General features: G+C 68.8%; 16 protein-coding genes. 12 read left to right on the plus strand and 4 right to left on the minus strand.

Going from position 1 to position 21,204, the window contains the following annotated elements; translation table 11 throughout:
* Window positions 1-42: 42 nt before the first annotated feature.
* Together H0B56_RS07990 and H0B56_RS07995 are read left to right on the plus strand one after the other, a co-directional pair.
* On the plus strand, window positions 43-1,410 hold the full coding sequence (locus tag H0B56_RS07990; protein ID WP_180892257.1) for an aminodeoxychorismate synthase component I: 1,368 nt from the start codon (window positions 43-45) through the stop codon (window positions 1,408-1,410).
* Between the two features lie 94 nt (window positions 1,411-1,504).
* Window positions 1,505-2,764: an MFS transporter gene (locus tag H0B56_RS07995; protein WP_180892258.1), complete on the plus strand. Its 1,260-nt coding sequence runs from the start codon at window positions 1,505-1,507 to the stop codon at window positions 2,762-2,764.
* A gap of 289 nt (window positions 2,765-3,053) precedes the next feature.
* Here H0B56_RS07995 and rsmI read toward each other — a convergent pair whose 3' ends face one another.
* Complete coding sequence (rsmI, locus tag H0B56_RS08000) at window positions 3,054-3,908, minus strand: 16S rRNA (cytidine(1402)-2'-O)-methyltransferase (RefSeq protein WP_180892259.1); 855 nt, start codon at window positions 3,906-3,908, stop codon at window positions 3,054-3,056.
* Window positions 3,909-4,122: 214 nt separating this feature from the next.
* Between rsmI and H0B56_RS08005 the strand changes: the two genes are divergently transcribed.
* The 3 genes from H0B56_RS08005 (at window position 4,123) to H0B56_RS08015 (ending at window position 8,069) form a co-directional block, all read left to right on the plus strand.
* A complete protein-coding gene (locus tag H0B56_RS08005; RefSeq protein ID WP_180892260.1) occupies window positions 4,123-5,709 on the plus strand; it encodes a dolichyl-phosphate-mannose--protein mannosyltransferase in 1,587 nt (528 codons plus the stop codon).
* A 292-nt stretch (window positions 5,710-6,001) separates the two neighbouring features.
* On the plus strand, window positions 6,002-7,408 hold the full coding sequence (locus H0B56_RS08010) for a TrkH family potassium uptake protein (protein ID WP_425484509.1): 1,407 nt from the start codon (window positions 6,002-6,004) through the stop codon (window positions 7,406-7,408).
* Window positions 7,401-8,069: a potassium channel family protein gene (locus H0B56_RS08015; protein WP_219632397.1), complete on the plus strand. Its 669-nt coding sequence runs from the start codon at window positions 7,401-7,403 to the stop codon at window positions 8,067-8,069. Before H0B56_RS08010 ends, H0B56_RS08015 begins: the two co-directional genes overlap by 8 nt.
* A gap of 8 nt (window positions 8,070-8,077) precedes the next feature.
* Here the strand turns inward: H0B56_RS08015 and H0B56_RS08020 are convergent, their stop codons facing one another.
* Window positions 8,078-9,766 (minus strand): protein kinase domain-containing protein, encoded by a 1,689-nt coding sequence (locus H0B56_RS08020; RefSeq protein ID WP_180892261.1) that lies wholly within the window; start codon window positions 9,764-9,766, stop codon window positions 8,078-8,080.
* A gap of 171 nt (window positions 9,767-9,937) precedes the next feature.
* Between H0B56_RS08020 and H0B56_RS08025 the strand changes: the two genes are divergently transcribed.
* Entirely contained in the window at window positions 9,938-11,575 is a 1,638-nt protein-coding gene (locus H0B56_RS08025; protein ID WP_180892262.1) for a beta-N-acetylhexosaminidase, read from the plus strand.
* A 96-nt stretch (window positions 11,576-11,671) separates the two neighbouring features.
* Here H0B56_RS08025 and H0B56_RS08030 read toward each other — a convergent pair whose 3' ends face one another.
* On the minus strand, window positions 11,672-12,562 hold the full coding sequence (locus H0B56_RS08030; RefSeq protein WP_180892263.1) for a LuxR C-terminal-related transcriptional regulator: 891 nt from the start codon (window positions 12,560-12,562) through the stop codon (window positions 11,672-11,674).
* Between the two features lie 361 nt (window positions 12,563-12,923).
* Here H0B56_RS08030 and H0B56_RS08035 point away from each other — a divergent pair, with 361 nt between their 5' ends.
* The 6 genes from H0B56_RS08035 (at window position 12,924) to H0B56_RS08060 (ending at window position 19,714) form a co-directional block, all read left to right on the plus strand.
* The gene (locus H0B56_RS08035; protein ID WP_089299803.1) at window positions 12,924-13,709 is read left to right on the plus strand and encodes an ABC transporter ATP-binding protein; all 786 of its coding nucleotides are present in this window, start codon (window positions 12,924-12,926) and stop codon (window positions 13,707-13,709) included.
* The gene (locus H0B56_RS08040; protein WP_180892264.1) at window positions 13,706-14,497 is read left to right on the plus strand and encodes an ABC transporter ATP-binding protein; all 792 of its coding nucleotides are present in this window, start codon (window positions 13,706-13,708) and stop codon (window positions 14,495-14,497) included. Before H0B56_RS08035 ends, H0B56_RS08040 begins: the two co-directional genes overlap by 4 nt.
* Window positions 14,494-16,356 carry an AMP-dependent synthetase/ligase gene (locus H0B56_RS08045; protein WP_180892265.1) on the plus strand — a complete coding sequence of 621 codons (1,863 nt, stop codon included), beginning with the start codon at window positions 14,494-14,496 and terminating at the stop codon, window positions 16,354-16,356. The genes H0B56_RS08040 and H0B56_RS08045 overlap by 4 nt, the downstream gene beginning before the upstream one ends.
* Window positions 16,353-17,240, plus strand: a complete 888-nt coding sequence (locus H0B56_RS08050) for a branched-chain amino acid ABC transporter permease (RefSeq protein WP_180892266.1) — start codon at window positions 16,353-16,355, stop codon at window positions 17,238-17,240. The genes H0B56_RS08045 and H0B56_RS08050 overlap by 4 nt, the downstream gene beginning before the upstream one ends.
* Window positions 17,237-18,382 carry a branched-chain amino acid ABC transporter permease gene (locus H0B56_RS08055; RefSeq protein WP_180892267.1) on the plus strand — a complete coding sequence of 382 codons (1,146 nt, stop codon included), beginning with the start codon at window positions 17,237-17,239 and terminating at the stop codon, window positions 18,380-18,382. The genes H0B56_RS08050 and H0B56_RS08055 overlap by 4 nt, the downstream gene beginning before the upstream one ends.
* A 63-nt stretch (window positions 18,383-18,445) precedes the next feature.
* On the plus strand, window positions 18,446-19,714 hold the full coding sequence (locus H0B56_RS08060) for an ABC transporter substrate-binding protein (protein ID WP_219632399.1): 1,269 nt from the start codon (window positions 18,446-18,448) through the stop codon (window positions 19,712-19,714).
* Between the two features lie 25 nt (window positions 19,715-19,739).
* On the opposite strand, the gene H0B56_RS08065 is transcribed toward H0B56_RS08060, so the two are convergent.
* Complete coding sequence (locus H0B56_RS08065; RefSeq protein WP_180892421.1) at window positions 19,740-21,182, minus strand: aminotransferase class I/II-fold pyridoxal phosphate-dependent enzyme; 1,443 nt, start codon at window positions 21,180-21,182, stop codon at window positions 19,740-19,742.
* Between the last annotated feature and the right edge of the window lie 22 nt (window positions 21,183-21,204).

Raw genomic sequence — 21,204 nt, forward strand, 5'->3', positions numbered from 1 at the left:
CCCGGGTGAGCGGCGGTGGTACGCGCGCGCGACGATGGGGGTATGCGATTGGTGCGCAGGCCCCTCCCGTCCACCCAGCTGCCGGAGCAGGTGCTCCCGCTGCTGGACGTGCGGGCCCGCGACGCAGGCCTTCCGCCGCCCGCCGCGCTGACCGGGGAGTGGTTCGGCTCGCGTGCCATCATCGCCCCTGCCGTGCGCATCACCGCCTGCCCCGGCGCGAACGCGGCCTTCGCGGTACCCGCCGCCCAGCCGGAGGTCGACTGCGACGTGCCGGGGGCGGTGGGCGGCGGCTGGATCGGATACCTCGCCTACGACCTGACCGACCCCTCCGCGCGGCAAGGGGCACTGCCCCCGGCGGGATGGGGGTGGGCCGACCACGTACTGCGCCTGGACACCGACGGCCAATGGTGGTTCGAGGCGCTCGTCGAGGACGGCGACGGCGACCCCACCGAGCTCGCGGACGAGCTGGCCGAGTTGCTCCGCGCCCCGGAGCCCGTCCGGCAGCCGGACGGGTGGGCCCCGACCACGCTGCGCCGCCCGCCCGGCGAGACGCACCGGAACGCCGTGTCCGCGTGTATCGACGCCATCGGGCGCGGCGAGGTCTTCCAGACCAATATCTGCACGCGGCTGACCGGCACGTTCGTCGGGTCCCCCGCTGAGCTGTTCGCCGAGGGGATCACCGCCATGCGTCCACGCAGGGCCGCCTACCTCGCGGGCCCGTGGGGTGCGGTCGCTTCCCTGTCCCCCGAGCTGTTCCTGGCACGGCACGGAACCAGGGTGCACTCCACCCCGATCAAGGGAACCCTGCCGCGACGCGGCCCGGCCGACGACGCCAACGCCAGGCTGCTGCGCGAGTCCGAGAAGGACGTCGCGGAGAACGTCATGATCACCGATCTCGTCCGCAACGACCTGGGCAGGGTGAGCACGGTCGGCACGGTCGGGGTCCCCGAGCTACTCACGGTCCGGGAAGCTCCCGGGGTCTGGCATCTCGAGTCGACCGTCGCGGGCACCCTCGCCCCGGAAGCCAGCGACGAGGATCTGCTGCGGGCCACCTTCCCGCCCGGCTCGGTGACCGGCGCCCCCAAACCGCGCGCCCTTGACCTCATCGCCGAGCTCGAGCCCGCCCCTCGCGGGGTGTACTGCGGGTCGATCGGCCTGGCGTCGCCGGTGGCGGGCACGGAGCTCAACGTCGCGATCCGCACGCTCGAGCTGCACAGGAACGGTTCGGGTGCGTTCGATGTCGAGCTCGGGGTCGGCGGCGGGATCACGGCGTCGTCCGATCCCGAACTCGAATGGCAGGAGTGCCTGCACAAGGCCGCTCCCCTCGAACGGCTGCTCGGCACCCCGCCCACGCCGGGGCGTCGCGGTGACGAGCCCGAACGCCTCATCGCTGGGGGGAGCCGAAGGTGACATCGGCTCCATCTAGGGAGCCCGATGTCACCTTCGGCTCCCCCTGGCACATATAGTTTGCGTAGCTAAACAGTCAGGGAAGGGGGCGCGGTTGGTGTCCACGCGTGGCGCCACAGCACCGGCGCGGTCGCTTCCCCGCGAGGTATGGGTGCTGGCCAGTGCGAACTTCCTGATCGCCGCCGGGTTCGGCATCGTCGCGCCCGCCATCCCGATGTTCGCGCGCACCTTCGACGTCAGCGTCACGGCCGCCTCGTTCGTCGTCAGCGCGTTCGCCCTGGCCCGCCTGGTCTTCGCGCCGGTAGCGGGCAAGGGAGTATCCCTTCTCGGCGAGCGCCGTATCTACCTCAGCGGGCTGCTCATCGTCGCGGTATCCACCGGGGCTGCCGCCTTCGCCGCCAGCTACACCCAGCTCGTGCTGTTCCGCTCGTTCGGCGGTATCGGCTCGACCATGTTCACCGTCTCGGCGATCGCCCTGCTGATCAGGGTCACCCCCGCGGAGCTGCGCGGCAGGGCCTCCGGGCTGTTCGGGGCGGGTTTCCTCGCGGGCAACGTCACCGGACCGCTGGCCGGCAGCGGGCTGATCACCATCAACCTGCGCGCCCCGTTCCTGTTCTACGCCGTGCTACTGATCATCGCGACGGTGCTCGTGTGGCTCCTGCTGCGGCGCTCCCCGCTCATCGCCGAGGTGGACAGCAACGAAGCCCCCGCCGTCCGGCTGGCGGACGCGCTGCGGGACCACGCCTACCGCTCCGCGCTGCTGGCCAACTTCGCCACCGGCTGGGCCGTGTTCGGCGTGCGGGTCTCGCTGGTCCCGCTGTTCATCGTCGAGGTGCTGCGGCAGGAGGAAGCCTTCGCCGGGATCGCGTTCGCGGTGTTCGCCGCGGCCAACCTGGTCATGCTCATGCCGGCAGGCAGGGTGGCCGACCGCATCGGGCGCAAGCCACTGGTGCTGCTCGGGCTGCTGGCCTCGGCCGGTGGCACCAGCTGGATCGGGTTCAGCGACTCGATCACCGAATTCATGATCGCCACGGTGGTGGCCGGTATCGGCACCGGCATGCTGCAACCACCGAAGCAAGCCACCGTGGCCGACGTCGTCGGCTCGCGGGGTCGCGGCGGCCCCGTCCTGGCCACGTTCCAGATGTCCGCCGACATCGGCGCGATCATCGGCCCCCTCGCCGCAGGCGCGCTGGCCGACGGCATCTCCTACCCGGTCGCGTTCCTCGTCACCGGCATGCTGAGCCTCGTCGCCGCACTGGTGTGGCTGCCTGCCAGGGAAACCCTGCCACCAGCCGAAGGTTCGCGGCACCCGGCACCCGAGCAGTCCTGCGAGCTCGACACCCGGGAACAGCACTAGCGGCTACCGGCGCCGCGTCACTCCTCGGCACGCGCGGCGAGTACAGCAGTGTTCATCCAGCCACCGCGTGACCACCAACGCCACCTCACTCCTCGGCACGCGCGGCGAGTACAGCAGTGTTCATCCGGCCGCCGCGTAGCCACCAACGCCGCGTCACTCCTCGGCACGCGCGGCGAGTACAGCAGTGTTCATCCGGCCGCCGCGTAGCCACCAACGCCGCGTCACTCCTCGGCACGCGCGGCGAGTACAGCAGTGTTCATCCGGCCGCCGCGTAGCTACCAGCGCCGCGTCATTCCTCGGCACGGGCGGCGAGTACAGCCGCGTACAGGGCGTTCTTCGAGGCGCCGTGCTCGGCGGCGACCGCGGCGGCTGCCGTCTTGAGGCGCTCGCCACGCTCGGTGCGCTGCCGCACGACCGCGACGAGCTCCGCCAGGTCAGGCTCCCTGGCGACCGCCCCGGCCAGGACAACCGTGACCTCCCCACGCACGCCCTCGGCCGCCCATTCGGCCAGCTCGGCAAGGCTGCCGCGGCGTACCTCCTCGTACGGTTTGGTCAGCTCACGGCACACCGCCGCCCGGCGCTGCGCACCCAGCACCCGCACCGCGTCCGCGAGCGTGCTCGCCACCCGATGCGGGGACTCGAAGAACACCGCCGTGCGCGGCTCGTCGCGTAACCCGCTGAGGAAACGTTCCCGCTCCCCCGGCTTGCGCGGGGCGAACCCCTCGAAACAGAAGCGGTCCGGAGGGAACCCCGACAGCGCCAACGCGGTGGTGACAGCGGACGGGCCGGGCAGGCACGTGACCGGAAGGTCCTCGTCCACGCACGCCGACACCAGGCGGTATCCGGGATCCGAGACGCTGGGCATACCCGCGTCGGTAACCAGCAGCACCGTCTCGCCCGCCCGAACCGCCTCGACAAGGGCGGGGATGCGCGCTGCCTCCACGGCGTCGTAGAAGCTCACCATCCTGCCGCGCGGTGTGACCCCGAGCGCGGTGGCCAGCGATCGGGTCCTGCGGGTGTCCTCCGAGGCCACGACATCGGCCGAGGCCAGCGACTCGACCAGCCGGGGCGAGGCGTCTCGGGAGTCGCCGAGGGGTGTCGCGGCCAGCACGAGCCACCCTACGCTCTGGTGATCTGTCGACATGTTTCCCTTCGTCCCCGCGCGGAACCGGCCACGACGCTACAGCCGTTCCGCCTCGATCTCTGGCGCGGCCGGCCCGGACCCCCTGCCCACCGGCATGTGTGCGGGCCTCCCGGGCTCCGGCCGCGCACTGGCGCCGCATAGCATTGTCCCTCGTGCCGGTGCTTATCGCGATGCGCGTGCGAACGCGGTCGCTCGACACGACGCGGGACGACTCATGAGCCTGCAGCATTCGTCGAGCGCACCGCTGTACGAAGCCACCGGCACACGCTCGCGGCTCGCGCGCCGCCGTGCCGAACCGTCCGACCGGGAGCTCGCCCTGCTCGGCAGGCCGATGCCGCTGGACGGGGCACGCAGCTGGATCGTCACGCTGGTGGTCACCGGGATCGCGGCCGTGGTGCGGCTGTGGAAACTCGGGTCGCCCACCGACGGCGGGACGCCCGTCTTCGACGAGAAGCACTACGTCCCCCAGGCGTGGCAGATGCTGCGCAACGGCGGGTACGAGGACAACTACGGGTTCACGCTGATCGTGCACCCCCCGCTCGGCAAACACCTGATCGCGCTGGGTGAATGGCTGTTCGGCTACACGGCGTGGGGCTGGCGGTTCAGCGCCGCGATCGCCGGAGTGCTCATCGTCCTGCTGATCATCCGCATCACCCGCAGGCTGACCCGCTCGACCTTCCTGGCGGCCGCCGCCGGGGTGCTCGCCATCACCGACGGTGTGCTGCACCTGCAGTCCCGGATGGGGATGCTGGACATCTTCCTGGTGCTGTTCGTGCTTGCGGCGTTCGGTTGCCTGGTGCGCGACCGCGAGCAGGTGCGCCAGCGGCTCGCCGAGGCCGTGCGCGAGGGCTGGATCGGCGCATCGGTGTACGGCCCGCGCCTCGGGGTGCGCTGGTGGCGCATCGCCGCGGGCGTGAGCCTCGGCCTGGCCTGCGCGGTCAAGTGGTCAGGGCTGTACTTCGTCGTCGCTGTCGGGCTGCTTGTACTGATCTTCGACTACACGGCCCGGCGCACGGCCGGGGTCGAGCGCCCGCTGCGCGCGGTCCTGCGACTGGACCTGGTACCCGCGGCGCTGGCCGTCGGTGTCATGTCCGTACTTGTGTACCTGGGTAGCTGGTGGGCATGGCTGCGCAGCGAGACAGCGACCGACCGCCACTACGCGGAGATCAACCAGGTCGATCAGGGCGCGTTCGCGTTCCTCCCGGACGCGCTGCACTCGCTGTGGCACTACACCCTCGAGATACTCCGGTTCCACAGCACCCTGGAGACCCCGGACGGTGACCCGCACCCGTGGGAGTCGAAACCGTGGACCTGGCCGATGGGCCTGCGCCCCATGCTCTACTACTACGACTCCGGATCCGAGGTCACCGGATGTGCCCAGGAGGAGTGCGTCGAGGCCACCATGCTGATCGGCACACCGGCGTTGTGGTGGCTGGCGATCCCGCTGCTGGCCTGGGCGCTGTGGCGGGCCCTGCTGCGCTTCGATTGGCGCTACGGCGTCGTGCTCGTCGGTTACCTGGCCGGTTTCCTGCCGTGGTTTGCCAACATCGACAGGCAGATGTACTTCTTCTACGCGGCGCCGATGGCGCCGTTCCTGGTCATCGGCCTCGCGGTGGCGCTGGGACATGTACTCGGGCGAGCCAGCAGCGGCTACGAACGGCGCGCCACCGGCCTGCTCGCGGTGTCGCTCTACATCGGCCTGGCCGTGGCGAACTTCGTGTGGCTGTGGCCGGTGCTCAACGGTGAACCGATCACCTCGCCCCAGTGGGACGCCCGGTTGTGGCTGCCGTCGTGGAAGTGAGCGAACTCACCGGCACCGGAACGCTTCGCCACCGCGACCGCACGTGCAGACAGGACGAAGCGGGTTTAGGCTTCCCTGTGGCACAACGAGCGGTATCGGTACGTCGGGTCGCCCACACCCGGGACGGGCTCGCGTCCCCGGCGAGGAACACGCGACGGGCAACGCCCGGCGACCTGGCCGGGGTGCGCGGCCAGGCAGGCGAGTGAAGCTGCCCGGACGAACAACCACGAGGTGAAGGAGTTGCAGGAGTGCGTGCCCCAGTCACGCCGACCATGCCGGGGTTCTCCTCCCCATGAGTAGCCTCGATGCCAACCGTCCCGGTTCGCGGCGGGACAGGCGGGTCCGGTCCGCCCTCCGGAAGCCACTTCCGGTGGCCGGTCACCCTGCCCGCACGGTGATGGGCGGGTTCGCCATCACCATCGCCATCGGCACCGTGCTGCTGTTGCTGCCGGTCGCCAGCGAGGACGGGACCTCGGCGGGGTTCGTGACCGCCCTGTTCACCGCGACCTCGGCGGTGTGCATCACCGGGCTCATCGTGGTCGACACCGGCGCGTACTGGTCGACGTTCGGCGAGATCGTGATCCTCGGGCTCATCCAGATCGGCGGACTCGGGATCATGACCGCGGCCTCGATCCTGGTCCTGCTGGTGTCCCGCCGGTTCGGGCTGCGCATGCAGCTGTCCGCGCAACGCGAGACGAAGAGCCTGCAACTGGGTGAGGTGCGCAATGTCGCCGCCGGCATCATCAAGGCCAGCCTCCTCATCGAGACCGTCGTGGCTACCGTGTTCGCCGGGCGGCTGCTCGTCGCCTACGACTACGCGGCCGGCGAGGCCGTCTACTTCGGTGTCTTCCACGGGATCTCCGCCTTCAACAACGCGGGCTTCTCGCTGTACTCCGACAGCATCTCCCGGTTCGTCGCCGACCCGTGGATCTCGTTCGCGGTCATCATCGCGGTCATTCTCGGCGGTCTCGGATTCCCCGTCATCTTCGAGGTGCTACGCAGGCTGCGTCACCGCAGGGAGCACCGCTGGTCGATACACACGAAGATCACCCTGCTCACCTCGGGCGTGTTGCTGGCGGCCGGGTTCGCCTTCATCACCACGGCCGAGTGGAACAACGAGAACACCATGGCCCCCCTCGGCGTCGGCGGTAAGCTGCTTGCCGGGTTGTTCGCCGCCACCATGCCACGCTCGGCCGGGTTCAACAGCGTCGAGACCGGCGACATGACCGGGCCCAGCCTGCTGGTGACCGATGTGCTGATGTTCATCGGCGGGGGCAGCGCGAGCACGGCCGCCGGGATCAAGGTCACCACGTTCGCGCTGCTGGCCTTCGTCATCCTCGCCGAGATACGCGGCGAGCCCACCGTGCACGTCATGGGGCGCAGGCTCGCGGCAGCCGTGCAGCGCCAGGCGCTCACGATCGCGCTGCTGAGCGTGGGACTGGTCATGATCACCACGATCACCATGCTCACCGCGTCCCGCTTCCCTCTCGACGATGTGTTGTTCGAAGCGGTCTCCGCGGTGGGCACGGTCGGGCTGTCCACCGGCATCACAGCCGAGCTACCGCCGGGAATACACGTCATGATGTCCGTGCTGATGTTCATCGGTCGGCTCGGACCGATCACGCTGGCCACCGCGCTCGCACTCCGCGACCGGCCCCGCAAGTACGAACTACCCGAGGAGCGACCCATCGTTGGCTAAGAACAGCAGCACAGGCAGCCGTGCCGTGATCATCGGGCTCGGGCGGTTCGGCGGTTCACTCGCGCTCGAGCTCGTCCGGCAGAAGACCGACGTCCTGGCTATCGACACCAGCCCCAAGCTCATCGACCAGTACAGCGACGAGGTCACGCACGCCGCCGTTGCCGACTCCACCGATCCGGACGCGCTGCGCCAGCTCGGGGTGCACCACTTCAAACGCGCCGTCGTCTCGATCGGCGCGGACCTGGAAGCCAGCATCCTCACCACGTCGCTGCTCGCGGACTTCGGCATCCCCAACATCTGGGCGAAGGCGCTGTCCCGCCAGCACGCGCGGATCCTGGAGCGGGTCGGTGCGCACCACGTGGTGCTTCCGGAACACGACATGGGTGAGCGCGTGGCGCACCTGGTTATGGGGCGCATGCTCGACTACATCGAGTTCGAGGACGACTACGCGCTGGTGAAGACGGTCGCACCGGCCGAGGCCGTGGGACGCCCGCTCGGGGAGAGCCAGCTGCGCTCCAAGTACGGGGTGACCGTGGTGAGCATCAAACGACGCGGTGAGGGCTTCACCTACGCCACGGCCGAAACCGTCGTGCGGCGGGGTGACCTGCTCATCGTCGCGGGCAAGTCCGCCGAGACCGAGAAGTTCGCCGAGCTCACCTAGGCCGTGTCTCACTCCTCCCTCGGCTGGATACGCGTGCTGCCCTGCCGGGGTGTGCCACTGGGCAGCACACGCGTCACCGGCCCCTGTGCCGACGCGCCTGCCTGCGCCAGCCACCCGTCGACCTCGCGCACCACTTCCCGCAGGCTGGGACGGTTCCGCGGGTCCGCGTCGAGCGCGCGCGCGAGCAGGGTGGCGTGCGCGCTGCGCTCCGGCAGCTCGGAGGGTGTCTCCGCGCGCGCCGCCGCGGAGAGCGCGGCCATCGCGGTCTCCCGGACACCCCGCGGGGGCTTGCCGGTCAGCGCGTAGCTGACGGTGGCGGCGAGCTGCCAGGCGTCCGCGGCCGGCGAGGCCGGCTCACCCGCCGCGACCTCGGGGGCGGTGTAGTCCGGGGTGCCGATCATCATGCCCGTCGCGGTCATCGAGGCGTCACCCTTGCTGCGCGCGATGCCGAAGTCGATCAGGTGGGGTCTGCCGGACGGGTCGACGATCACGTTGGACGGTTTCACGTCGCGGTGCAGCACGTGCTTGTCGTGCGCGGCGAGCAATGCCGCGGCCAGGGTCGACCACAGCCGGGCCGCCTGGACATCGTCCACCGGCCCGTTCTCGTCGACCGAGAAGGACAGGGGGCTGCCGTCGAGATACTCCATCACCAGCGCGAGCCCGTCGTGTTCCTCGGCGAGGTCGTAGACCCGCACGCAACTGGGGTGGTCGACCGCGGCGAGCGCGCGGGCCTCCCGCTGCATGCGCTCCACCGTCTCGTGGTCCGGGTTGTGCGCGATCTTCAGCGCGACGGTGCGGCCGAGCTGGCTGTCCTGGGCTTGCCAGACGGTACCGAACCCACCGTGCCCCAGCTTGCGCATCCGCCTGTACCGGCCACCTCCCTGGTGCGCCGTGGCAGGCGCCATCGCTGTCGCCACCGCGGTCGGCTGGTAACCGCGGGGTCGCTCGGGCTCCGGCCGCGGCTGCGGCGGGGGTGGCGGGGGCGGCTGCTGCTCGCTGCGCCGCACGGCCTTGCGGCTCGGCGGACCGACCATCGACACCGGAACCAGGCCCAACACGCTCACCGCCAGGAAGCCGATCCACGCATGCATCGCGGTGTTCGCGCTGATCCCCGCTGTGAACACGACAAGGGCGAGGAACGGGACCCAGAACAGCCGGGCCGGCCACGCGGGCCCCCTGCGGAACGCGAGGCGGGCGTGCATCATGACGACCAGCAGGATGAGCAACGGCAGCCCGACGACGCCGCCGAGGTGCACCACATACATCAGCCCCTCACCCGCCTGCGGGAGCACCGTCTCGTACACGGTGCGGCCGCCGCCCAGGTAGGTGCTCTGGTCACCGATGAAGCCACAGTAGGTCGAGTTGAGGCTGGCGGCCTGGGTCTCATCCAGCGCCGCGCTGCCACCGGCGAACACCGTGCGGTACGTGTCGGAGATCGCGATCAGCAGCATCCACGGCACCACGAGCACGCACAGCACGCTGATACCGCCGAAGACTCCGAGCGTCACCGCGTCGTACCGGTTCGCCGTGAACCTGCGGATCACCGCGACCACGAACGCCGCGAGTACGGGGAGTAACCCGATGAGCGCGCCGGCCGTGCTGGTGGCATAGACCCAGTCGCCAGGGCACAGGCCAGGGCTGAAGACCTGGTAGGCCCAGGAAAGCAAGCTACCTGCGAGCTCTGCGAACACGTCCACTCGTGCTCCCCTCACGGTTTACCTCACTGTCCAACAACAGTACGTTGCCGTCCGCGTGGTGCTACCCGGGCACGCCCACTTAGAGTGAGGAGCTGACCCGCTCGCGTCGATCAGCCGCACCCGGGCGGTACCAGGCCGGAATCCCACGCCACGCCGAGCAGGAAAGAGGCCATGATGCCACTCGTCCGCAGCCTCGCGGTCGTTGTCACGCTGCTGCTCGCGGGATGCACCGGCGGCGACGACGCACAGCCGGACGAGACCGGTACCGCGCCCACACAGGAGCAGCCCATGCCACTGGAGGAACTTCCCGAGGACACGCCCGCGCTCGGCGAGATCATCCCCGCCCCGGTGCGGGCGGCCGGCGACGAGAGCGGCAACTTCGAGCTGACCGGACAGACCCGGATCCGGGTGGACAGTGACGGTTCCGGGGCGCGCCGGGCAGCCGAGTACCTCGCCGAGCTGGTCGAACCCGCCACCGGCTTCGCGCTGCCGGTCGTCGACGACGGTGGCGACGCGGAGCCCGGCCGGGCGATCGTGCTGCGCGACGGGGACGAGCTGCCCGAAGAGCTTCCCGAGGGCGGGTACGTCCTCGATATCACCGCGGGCGAGGTCGCGCTGGCCGCCGACTCGGCCGACGGGTTCTTCTCCGGTGTGCAGACCCTGCGGCAGCAACTTCCCGCCGACGTCGAGGCGAACGAGCGCGTGGACCGCACGTGGGGTATCGCGGGTGGCCGGATCGTGGATCATCCCCGGTTCGGCTACCGGTCGGCGATGCTCGACATCGCGCGGCACTTCTTCGAGCCCGAGGTGGTCAAACGACATATCGACCGGCTCGCGCAGTACAAGATCAACCACCTGCACCTGCACCTGTCCGACGACCAGGGGTGGCGGATCGAGATCGAGGGCTGGCCGAAACTGACCGAGATCGGCGCCGCCACCGAGGTGGGTGGCGGCCCCGGCGGGTACTACACGCAGGAGGAGTACCGGGAGATCGTGGCCTACGCCGCCGACCGCGGCATCACGGTCGTGCCCGAGATCGACATGCCGGGACACACGAACGCGGCCCTGATCTCCTACCCCGAGCTCAACTGCGACGGGTCGAACCCGGAGCCCTACACCGGCACCCACGTCGGGTTCTCCTCGCTGTGCATCGACTCGGACAGGACCTACGAGTTCCTCAACGACGTGATATCCCAGATCGCCGAGCTGACCCCCGGCCCGTATCTGCACGTCGGCGGCGACGAGGCGGAGGCCACCGGCGAGGCCGACTACGCCCGGTTCTTCGAACGGGTGCTGCCGATGGTGACCGGGGCGGGCAAACGTCCCGTCGGCTGGCACGAGTACGGCCAGGTGGACCTTCCCGAACCCGCGATCGTGCAGTACTGGCGGATCGAGAGCGAGCATCCCGATACGACGGCGTCGGCCGAGAGCGGGAACTCGATCATCATGTCCCCGGCGAACAAGTCCTATCTAGACATGAAATACAACGACGGTGACCCGTGGGGCAACGACTGGGCCGGGGCTGTCGACGTGCGCACGGCATACGAATGGGATCCCGCACGGTTCCTCACCGGCGTCGGCGAGGCGTCCGTGCACGGCGTGGAAACCGCTCTATGGACCGAACTGGTCGAGTCGGAGAGCGACATCGAACGCATGATGTTCCCCCGGCTCCAGGCACTCGCCGAAGTCGGCTGGACCCCGCAACAGGATCGGGACTGGGAGAGTTTCCAGCGCAGGCTCGCGACGCAGGCGGAGCGGATGGACAAGCAGGGCATCGACTACCACCCCACTCCGGGGGTGAACTGGTAACGCCTGGCGGGAACCGCGCGGGACGGTCGGCGGCCCGCCTGCCGTACACGGCCCCGCTGCGGTGACATCGGTTGAACCCGGCGACCGACACGGACGTCAGCGCAGCAGGCCGGTGTTGCGCGCGACCGAGACGGTCTCCATCCTGTTGCGCGCGCCGAGCTTGCGCATCGTGTTCTTCAGATGAGTCTTCACCGTTGTCGGAAGCACGCCGAGCGAGTCGGCGATCTCCGAGTTCGTCCGGCCCATGGCCACCTGCCTGAGCACCTCGGACTCGCGCGGGGAAAGCCGCGCGTGCGCACCACCGTCCGCCTCACCGCCGACGACCAGACGGTCGCTCAGCGCGACGAGCCGCGATCTCGTCCCGGCGTCGGTGATCGAGTCCGCGATCGAGGCCAGCTCCGCACGCACCTCGGCCAGCTCGTCGACGTCCGGGCACGCGGCCGGTTCGGTCTCGCGCTGCCACAGGTGCAGCCGGACGCGGCGCTGGACCTCCTCCTCCAGCGCGATCTCGTTGGCCAGGTTGCGCACCATCGAGGTCGCGGCATCCACGGTCCGCTCACCCCACGGGGAGCCGTCGCGAGTCGCACCGTAGAGCACCGCCCGGATGGTGCCGCGTACCTGGAGGGGGATCGCGACGGCACCGGTGAGGTTGTCCGCGATGACGGCACTGTCGAAATGATGCGTGATCCCGGTCGACTCCACGTAGTTGTCGACCACGACCGGCCTGCGGCGCTGCAGAGCCATCCCCCCGAGCCCGATACCGGGCCTGATCACCGACCCCAGCAGCAGGCAGGTGCGCATCTCGAGCAGCTCGCTGAGCACCAGCTTCTCGCCGCTACGGGCCACCCCGCCGCCGATCGCCGCGGAGACCCCTTCCAACCGCGCTATCCCGCGCATCCCACGACGCACCTGCTCTGCGATGTCGCCCCCGGCATCCACGCCGGAAGCAGGCCCCGTCATCGACTGATCCACGCGGGCCGATGCCATCCACACCTCCGTGGGGTCTGCTCAGCTAAGGCACGATCCTGCGACATCGATTGCCGTTCGTCAACAAATCGCGCGAGCCACCCCGGATCCCCTCCTCCTCCACAGGGAGGAGGGCAAGCCGGACGGACGTAGCTAGCCTCCCTCCCACGCGCTCCCCTTCCTCCGGGGACCACGAGACGACTGATCAGCACTAGACGGCAAACCGACCGGTAGGTATGGTTTCGTGGCATAGCGCACACGGTCGAAAGAAACACAGAATCGATAACAGTTTCGGCACCGGATCTTGGCCAGGATCCCGCAATGGCGAATGCTCACGGCAACCGCATCGTGACCGCGGCCCTGACCTGCACACGGAGGTGGCATGCTCGCTGTCCGCAATCTTGAGGTCGTCTACAACGACGTGATCCTGGTGCTGCGGGGAGTCAGCCTCGATGTCGCCGACGGGCAGATCGTGGCGTTGCTCGGCGCCAACGGCGCGGGGAAGACGACCCTGCTCCGGGCCATCACGGGGTTGCTCGACATTCACGACGGGGAGATCACCAAGGGCTCGGTCACGCTGGACGGGGAACCGATTCACCAGCACGGCCCGACCAAGATCGTCAATCTGGGGATCAAGCAGGTACTGGAAGGGCGGCGGATCTTCTCCGAGCTGACCGTGGACGAGAACCTGCGGGTCGGCGCGCACACCAACCCGCGGAACGCCAGGCAGAACATCGACCGGATCTACGACCTGTTCCCGTCCCTGCGCGGGCGGGAACGCGCCACAGCGGGGTACCTCTCCGGCGGTGAGCAGCAGATGCTGGCGATGGGGCGAGCGATGATGTCGGAACCGCGCTACCTGCTGCTGGACGAGCCGAGCCTGGGGCTCGCGCCGCTGCTGGTCCAGCAGATCCGCGACCTCATCGTGGAGATCAACAAGCAGGGCACCACCGTGCTGCTCGTCGAGCAGAACGCCACGATGGCGTTGTCGATCGCCGAGCACGGCTACGTGCTGGAGACCGGAAAGGTCGTCATGGACTCCCCGGCCGAGGAGCTACTCGCCGACTCCGACATCAGGGAGTTCTATCTCGGCCTCGGAGCGGAGGGCACGACGAAGTCCTTCCGGGACGTCAAGCACTACAAGCGGCGTAAGAGGTGGCTGTCATGACGGTGACAGGGCAGGACCGGCCGATCGTCGAGCTCGACGACGTGCATCTGGCCTTCGCGGGGGTCAAGGCGATCAGCGGTATCTCCTTCCATGTCGGACGGCGCGAGCTGTTCGCCATCATCGGTCCGAACGGGGCAGGCAAGACATCGATCTTCAACGTGCTGTCCGGTGTGTACCGACCGAACCAGGGTACGGTCCGCTTCGACGGCACGGACGTGCTCCGGCGCCGCCCGCACGCCATCGCCGAGCTCGGTGTGGCGCGGACGTTCCAGAACATCGAGCTGTTCGCGAACCTCACCGTGATCGACAACCTGATGCTCGGACGGCACACGCACATCTCGTACGGGGTGCCGGCGGCCCTGGCGTGGTTCGGCCGAGCGCGCCGTGCCGAGCTCGCGGCACGCGCCGCCGCCGAGGACATCGTGGACTTCCTCGAGCTGGAAGCGTGGCGCACCTACCCGGTCGGCCTCCTGCCGTACGGCGTACAGAAACGTGTCGAGCTCGGCCGGGCGCTTGCCATGCAGCCGAAGCTGCTGCTGCTCGACGAGCCCGTCGCCGGCATGAACCTCGAGGAGACCGAGGACATGGCCCGATTCGTCCTCGACATCCGCGACGAGCTGGACATCCCGATCATCATGGTCGAGCACGACATGGGGCTGGTCATGGACCTCGCCGACCGGGTGATGGCTGTCGACTTCGGCGAGGCGATCGCCACGGGAACCCCGAGCGAGGTGCAGTCACACCCCGACGTGATCAGCGCCTACCTGGGACAGGAGAGCATGTCATGACGACCGACGCCACCATGCGCACGAAGACGACGACGATCGCCACCCGGGTCAGGGACCGCGCGGCAAGTACCCCGGACAGGGTAGCGATGCGCGAGAAGGACTACGGGATCTGGCAGGAGATCAGCTGGGCGGCGTACTGGGACAACGTCCAGCTCGTGGCGCACGCCCTGCTCGCTCTGGGAACCGAGCCGGGCGACAGGGTCGCCGTGCATTCGGAGAACCGCAAGGAATGGCTGTTCAGCGACCTCGGCATCGCGGCAGTGCGAGCCATGACGGTAGGCCTCTACCCGACCAACCCGTCCCCCGAGGTGTCCTACCTGCTGTCACACTCCGGATCGAAGATCCTCATCGCGGAGGATCAGGAACAGGTCGACAAGGCGCTCGAGGTCATCGATGAGCTTCCGGAGCTGGAGCGCATCGTCTACATCGAACCGCGAGGGATCCGCAGGCGCTACTCCGACCCGAAACTCCTGTACTGGGACGACTTCATCGCGCTCGGCACCGAGCATCGCGAGTCGTTCCCGGACGCTGTCGACAAGCGTATGGCGGATGCCACCCCGGAGGACGTACTCACGCTCGTCTACACCTCCGGTACGACCGGCCCGCCGAAGGGCGCCATGCTGACGGTGGCCAATGTCGAGTTCTGCATCTCCGAGCTCGTCGACGGTGGCGGCTTCACCTCGCCTCCGCCGAACTCCTCGGATGTGATGCTGTCCTACCTACCGTTGTGCCACGTGGCCGAGCGTATCTTCACGACCTGGTTCAACGTGGCTACCGGGGTACAGGTCAACTTCGCCGAGTCGCTCGAGACGGTCCAGACCAACCTCGCCGAGATCCAGCCGACCATCCTGTTCGGAGTCCCGCGGATCTGGGAGAAGATCCTCGCCGGGGTCAACATCAAGCTGTCGTCGGCCTCTCCTGTCAAACGCGGGATCGCTCGGGCGGGACTGCGCCTCGCCGACCGGGTCGGCGACGTGCTTGTCGAGACAGGTGGCAGGCACACCCTGAAGAGCCGCGCACTCTACATCATCGGATGGCTGGTCCTGTTCCGCGCGCTGCGGGACCGGATCGGCATGCGCAAGGTCCGGTTCGCCGCGTCGGGCGCCGCGCCGATCGCCCCGGACGTGCTGAAGTTCTTCATGGGCATCGGCGTACCCATGCACGAGGTGTACGGCATGACCGAGAACACGGCAGTGGCCACGGCCAACCGTCCCGGCCGGGTCAGGCTCGGCACCGTCGGTGAGCCCCAGCCGGGTATCGAGCTGAAGATCGACCCCGAGACCGGCGAGATCCTGACACGGCACCCCGGCGTGTTCGCCGGGTACTGGCGCAACGCCGAAGCCACCGAAGCCATGATCGACGCCGACGGGTGGCTGCACACCGGGGACGTCGGCGAATGGGTCGACGGGACACACGTGAAGATCTCCGACCGGATGAAGGACATCATCATCACGGCGGGCGGCAAGAACATCGCCCCGTCCGAGATCGAGAACGCCCTCAAGGCCTCCGAGTACATCAAGGAAGCCGTCGTGATCGGCGATCGCAAGCAGTACCTGACCGCGTTGATCGGTATCGAGCTCGACACCGTCGGCGAGTGGGCACAGCAGCGCCAGATCCCGTACACCACATACCGGGACCTGGCCGAGCGCCCCGAGGTGATCGACCTGGTCCAGGGCATCGTCGACGACGTCAACGAGCAGTTCGCGCAGGTGGAGCAGGTCAAGAAGTTCCGCATGCTGCCCAAGGAGCTCGATCACGAGGACGGGGAATTGACAGCGACACAGAAGGTCAAGCGATCCGCGCTGCACAAGCAGTTCAGCGATCTGGTCGACGATATGTACGGGAAGGCGGCGCAATGACCGAGCTGATCAGCAGCCTGCTGCGCGGCGTCGGTACGGGTTCGGTCTACGCGTTGCTCGCGCTCGGATTCGTGATCATCTACAAGTCGACCCGCGTCATCAACTTCGCCCAGCCCGCGCTGATGCTCGCCGGTGCCGTGCTGGTGAGCTACCTCGTCGGGCCACTCGGCTTCTTCGTCGCCGTCGCGGTGGCCGTAGCCGCGACGGCCATGCTGGCGCTGGGGCTGGAACGCAGCGTCGTCCGTCCCATGATCGGCAAGCCGGTGTTCATCATCGCGATCATCACCATCGGTATCGACATCGCGCTGCGCAACGTCGTCAACGGCTTCATCGGAACCGACGTGCGCCAGGTCGGCTCGCCGTGGGGACTGCAGTCCGTCCGGTTCGCGGGCGTGAGCGTGCAGGAACGGCACATCGCCATGCTGCTCACCGCACTGGTGATCATCACCGTGCTGTTCCTGTTCTTCAAGTACTCGCGGCTGGGACTGGCCATGCGGGCCACGGCGTTCGACCAGGAAACCGCGCTGTCCCAGGGCGTGTCGGTGAGCACGGTATTCGCGCTGTCCTGGGCGATCGCAGGCGGGATGGCCGCGGTCGCGGGAGTGTTCGTCGCCTCCAACGCCGGCATCGACCAGCAGATCTGGATCGTCGCGCTCAAGGCGCTCCCCGCGATCATCATCGGCGGCCTCGAGTCCCTGGAGGGAGCGATCATCGGCGGTATCACCGTCGGCGTCGTCGAGTCGCTCGTGGCCACCTACCAGAGTGACTTCGCCCCGTGGCTCGGCTCGAACTTCTCGGTCGTCTCGCCGTACGTGGTTATGCTGATCGTCCTCATGGTCCGACCGTACGGGCTGTTCGGCACGAAGGAGGTGCAGCGGGTATGAGCACGGCCGGATCCACCACACCACGGCGGCGCACGCAACGGCTCCCCGGGCGTCCCGACATGTTCACCTCCTACGCCGAGAACATGCGGATGCTCAACACCACGCCGAAGCGCCGCTCCATAGCAGCGCTGGTGGTCGTCGCGGTAGCCGTGACGTTCGTACTCGACGACCCCACGCTGCAGATCTTCGCGCTCGGCCTGGCCGCCTCGATCGGCGCCATCGGGCTCAACCTCGTCACGGGCTACTGTGGACAGGTCTCGCTCGGGCACGCGTTCTTCCTCGCCATCGGCGCCTACACGGCCGCGGCCCTGTCCGGGGACCCGGACGGTCGCACCATCGGGTTCGGCATCACCAACATCCTGATCTGGCTGCCCGCCGCGGGCATCGTCGCCGGCCTCGCCGGGATACTCGTCGCGCCCCTGGCCGCCCGGCTACGCGGGCTCTACCTGGCCATCGTCACGCTCGGCCTGGTGTTCCTCGGCGAGCACATCTTCAAGGAGTGGGACGAGCTCACGGGCGGCCCCCAGGTCGGCCGGGAGGCCGCTGTACCCGAGCTGTTCGGCTTCGCCTTCGACGAGAGCGGGGACATCCTCACCGGGGACCAGAAGATCTACCTGCTGATGCTCGTGCTGCTGATCATCTTCGCGGTAGCGGCGCGCAACCTCACGCGTTCGAAGGTCGGCAGGGCGTTCCACGCGATCCGGGATCGTGACCTGGCCGCGTCGATCATGGGTGTGCAGCTGGCCAAGTACAAGACGATCGCCTTCGCCGTCTCGTCCTTCTACGCCGGGTGCGCGGGTGCCCTGCTCTACATCGTCACAGGGTTCTTCGACCCGACGGCGTTCAACCTGCTGCTGTCCGTCCAGTACATTGCCATGATCCTGATCGGCGGGGTCGCCACGATCTCCGGCTCGATCCTCGGCGCCATGTTCATCACCCTGCTCCCGCCGATCACGCGCGAGCTCGCGCAGTTCCTTCCGTTGCTGACCACCGACCCCTCGGCCAGCATCAACATCTTCATCGTCGAAGGTGTTCTCTACGGTGCGCTCATCATCGGTTTCCTGCTCTTCGAACCCCGCGGCCTGTTCGGGATCTGGCTTCGCATACGCAACTACTGGAAGGCCTGGCCGTTTACCTACTGAAAACACGATCAGACACTGTGGATGGTCCAAAGTCCGTGTCAGCCACAGGGAAAGGAACCGACCATGTATCGACGAAAAGCTCCGCTGGTGGCGATCATCGCCACCACAGCACTCGTCGCCTCGGCGTGCGGGATCCGCGGGGGTGACGTCGAAACCGACGTCGGCGTGACCGAGGAAGCGTGCCCCGACACCCCGAACGAGGACAACGGGTGTATCTACCTCGGCACGATCTCGGACCTCAGCGAAGGACCGTTCGCCGCCCTCGCGCAGCCCATCACGCAGGCGCAGGAGGCGTTCTGGGCCCGGGTGAACGAAGAGGGCGGTATCGGCGGCTACGACATCGACGTGACCAGCTTCGTCCGCGACAACAAGTACAACCCCGAGATTCACAACCAGGTGTACCAGGAGATCCGCGACGAGGTCCTCGCCCTCGCCCAGACGCTCGGTTCACCGCAGACCGCGGCGATCCTGCCCGACATGGAGAGCAACGACGTCATCGGCGCACCGGCCTCGTGGTCGTCCGAGTGGTTGTTCGAGGACGTCATCCTGCAGTCCGGGACCAACTACTGCATAGAGATGATGAACGCGGTCGACTACGCGGTCGACGAGCGGGGCGTCGAGTCGGTGGTCTCGGTGCACTACGCCGGTGACTACGGCGAGGACGGCGCCGGTGGCGCGGAGATCGCCGCCGAGGAGCGCGGGCTGGACTTCCAGGCGGTGGAGACACCTCCCGGGACCGACAACCAGTCCGACGCGGTCAACGCGATCGTCTCGGAGGAGCCCGATCTGGTCACCCTCACCGCCGGACCGTCCGACGTCGCGACCATCGTCGGGCAGGCGGCCGCACGCGGCTACGAGGGCACGTTCGTCGGAAGCGGTCCTACGTGGAACCCCGAGCTGCTGAACAGCCCGGCAGGCGACGCGTTCAAGAACATGTTCCTGCACGCGGGGCCGTGGCAGCCCTGGGACGCCGACACGGACGCCCACCAGGCCATGCGCGATGCGCTGCCCGATGTGGAGCCCAACGAGGGCTTCCTGGCGGGCTGGGCCTGGTCCTACCCGATGAAGGCCGCGATCGAGCGTGCCGTGGACGAGGGCGAGCTCACCAGGGAAGGCCTGCGTGAGGCAGCCGGCTCGCTGGAGAGCGTGGACTACGAGGGCCTGCTGCCCGAGGAGGCAGGCAACTACGCCGCGGAGCCGGACGAGGGCGTGTTCCGGCAGAGCCTGATCAGCCGGGTCGACGAGGACGCGCCGACCGGCCTCACCGTGGAGCAGGAGTTCTTCACCGGCCCGAGCGCGGAGGGCCACACCATGGACGAGCCCTGCTTCTGATCCGCGAACAGGCCGGGGGTGGGCGTCACCCGCTCACCCCCGGCCGCATCGCGCGGTACTCGGCCACGACACGCTGCCAGGCGGCTCGCACGTGCTCGCTGCCGGTCGCGGGCGAACCCACCGCGAACCGCAGCACCGTACGGCCCGCAACGGTCGTGTGGCTCAGGTACACCGCGCCGGAGTCGTTGAGCCGTCGCAGCAGCTCGGCCGTCGCCTCGTCGGCGGCCGCCTCCGCCGTTCCCGGCCAGATCGGACGGAAGCACACCAGCCCGAAGGGATGGTGTTCGTACACGGTGAACCCGTCGTCGGAGCCCGCGAGCCGGGCCAGCTCGCCTGCCAGCTCCACGCATCGGCGCACGTGACTACGTAACCCCTCGGCCCCGTACCACCGCATCACCATCCACAGCTTCAACGCGCGGAACCGCCTCCCGAGCGGGACCTGCCAGTCCCGGTAGTCGATGACCTCGCCGGAGTCGGTCGCCGGGTTGCGCAGGTACTCCGGAAGGATGGACAGTGCCTCGACCAGTGGCTCCCGGTCGGCGACCCACAGCACGCTGCAGTCGAAGTTGGTCAGCAACCACTTGTGCGGGTCGGTGACATACGAGTCCGCGTACTCGGCGGCGCCGTCGTTGATCCAGCGCAGCTCGGGACACACCGCGGCCACACCCGCGTAGGCCGCGTCGACGTGCAGCCACACCCCGTGGCGCCTGCACACCTCGCCGAGCGCGCCGACCGGGTCGATCGCCGTGGTCGATGTGGTGCCGATCGTGGCGCACACCATCGTCGGTACCGCCCCGGCTGCCACGTCGGCCGCTACCAGCTCCTCCAGGTGTTCCGGGCGCATCGCCAGGGTGTCCGGGTCGACGTCGACGGTACGCAGGTTCGATGTGGTGACGCCTGCGATGCGGGCAGCCTTGGCCATCGAGGAATGCGTCTGCGCGGAGACGTACACGGTACACGCGGTCCGGCCGGCGTCCACCCGCCCGGCCCGCCACAGCGCGGCGACCAGCGCGACCAGCGCGGCGCTCGAGGCTGAGTCCTGGATCACCCCGCCGCCCGGCCCGTCGGTACGCCACCACGCGGGCAGCCCGAGCAGCTCGGCCAGCCAGTCCACGACCACCGACTCCAGCTCGGTACACGCCGGGCCGGTCTCCCACAACATGCCCTGCGCGCCGAGCCCCGCGGAGAGCAGCTCGCCGAGGATCGCCGGGCCGCTGGCGTTGGCGGGGAAGTACGCGAAGAAGCCCGGGTGCTGCCAGTGCGTGACACCCGGCATGATCACCCGGTCCACATCAGCCTGGATCCGGTCCCACGGCTCGCCGTGCTCGGGCGCGCTGGACGGCAGGCGAGCACGGATGTCACCCGGGTGCACCGGTGCGCGTACCGGGTAGGACTCGATTCCCGCCAGGTAGTCCGCGATCCAGTCCACGACCTGCTTGCCGTACGCGCGGAACTGTTCAGCCGACATGTGCTCGTCAGCCTGCCCGCTC

Origin of the sequence: Haloechinothrix aidingensis, assembly GCF_013450155.1 — a bacterium.
Classification (GTDB): domain Bacteria; phylum Actinomycetota; class Actinomycetes; order Mycobacteriales; family Pseudonocardiaceae; genus Haloechinothrix; species Haloechinothrix aidingensis.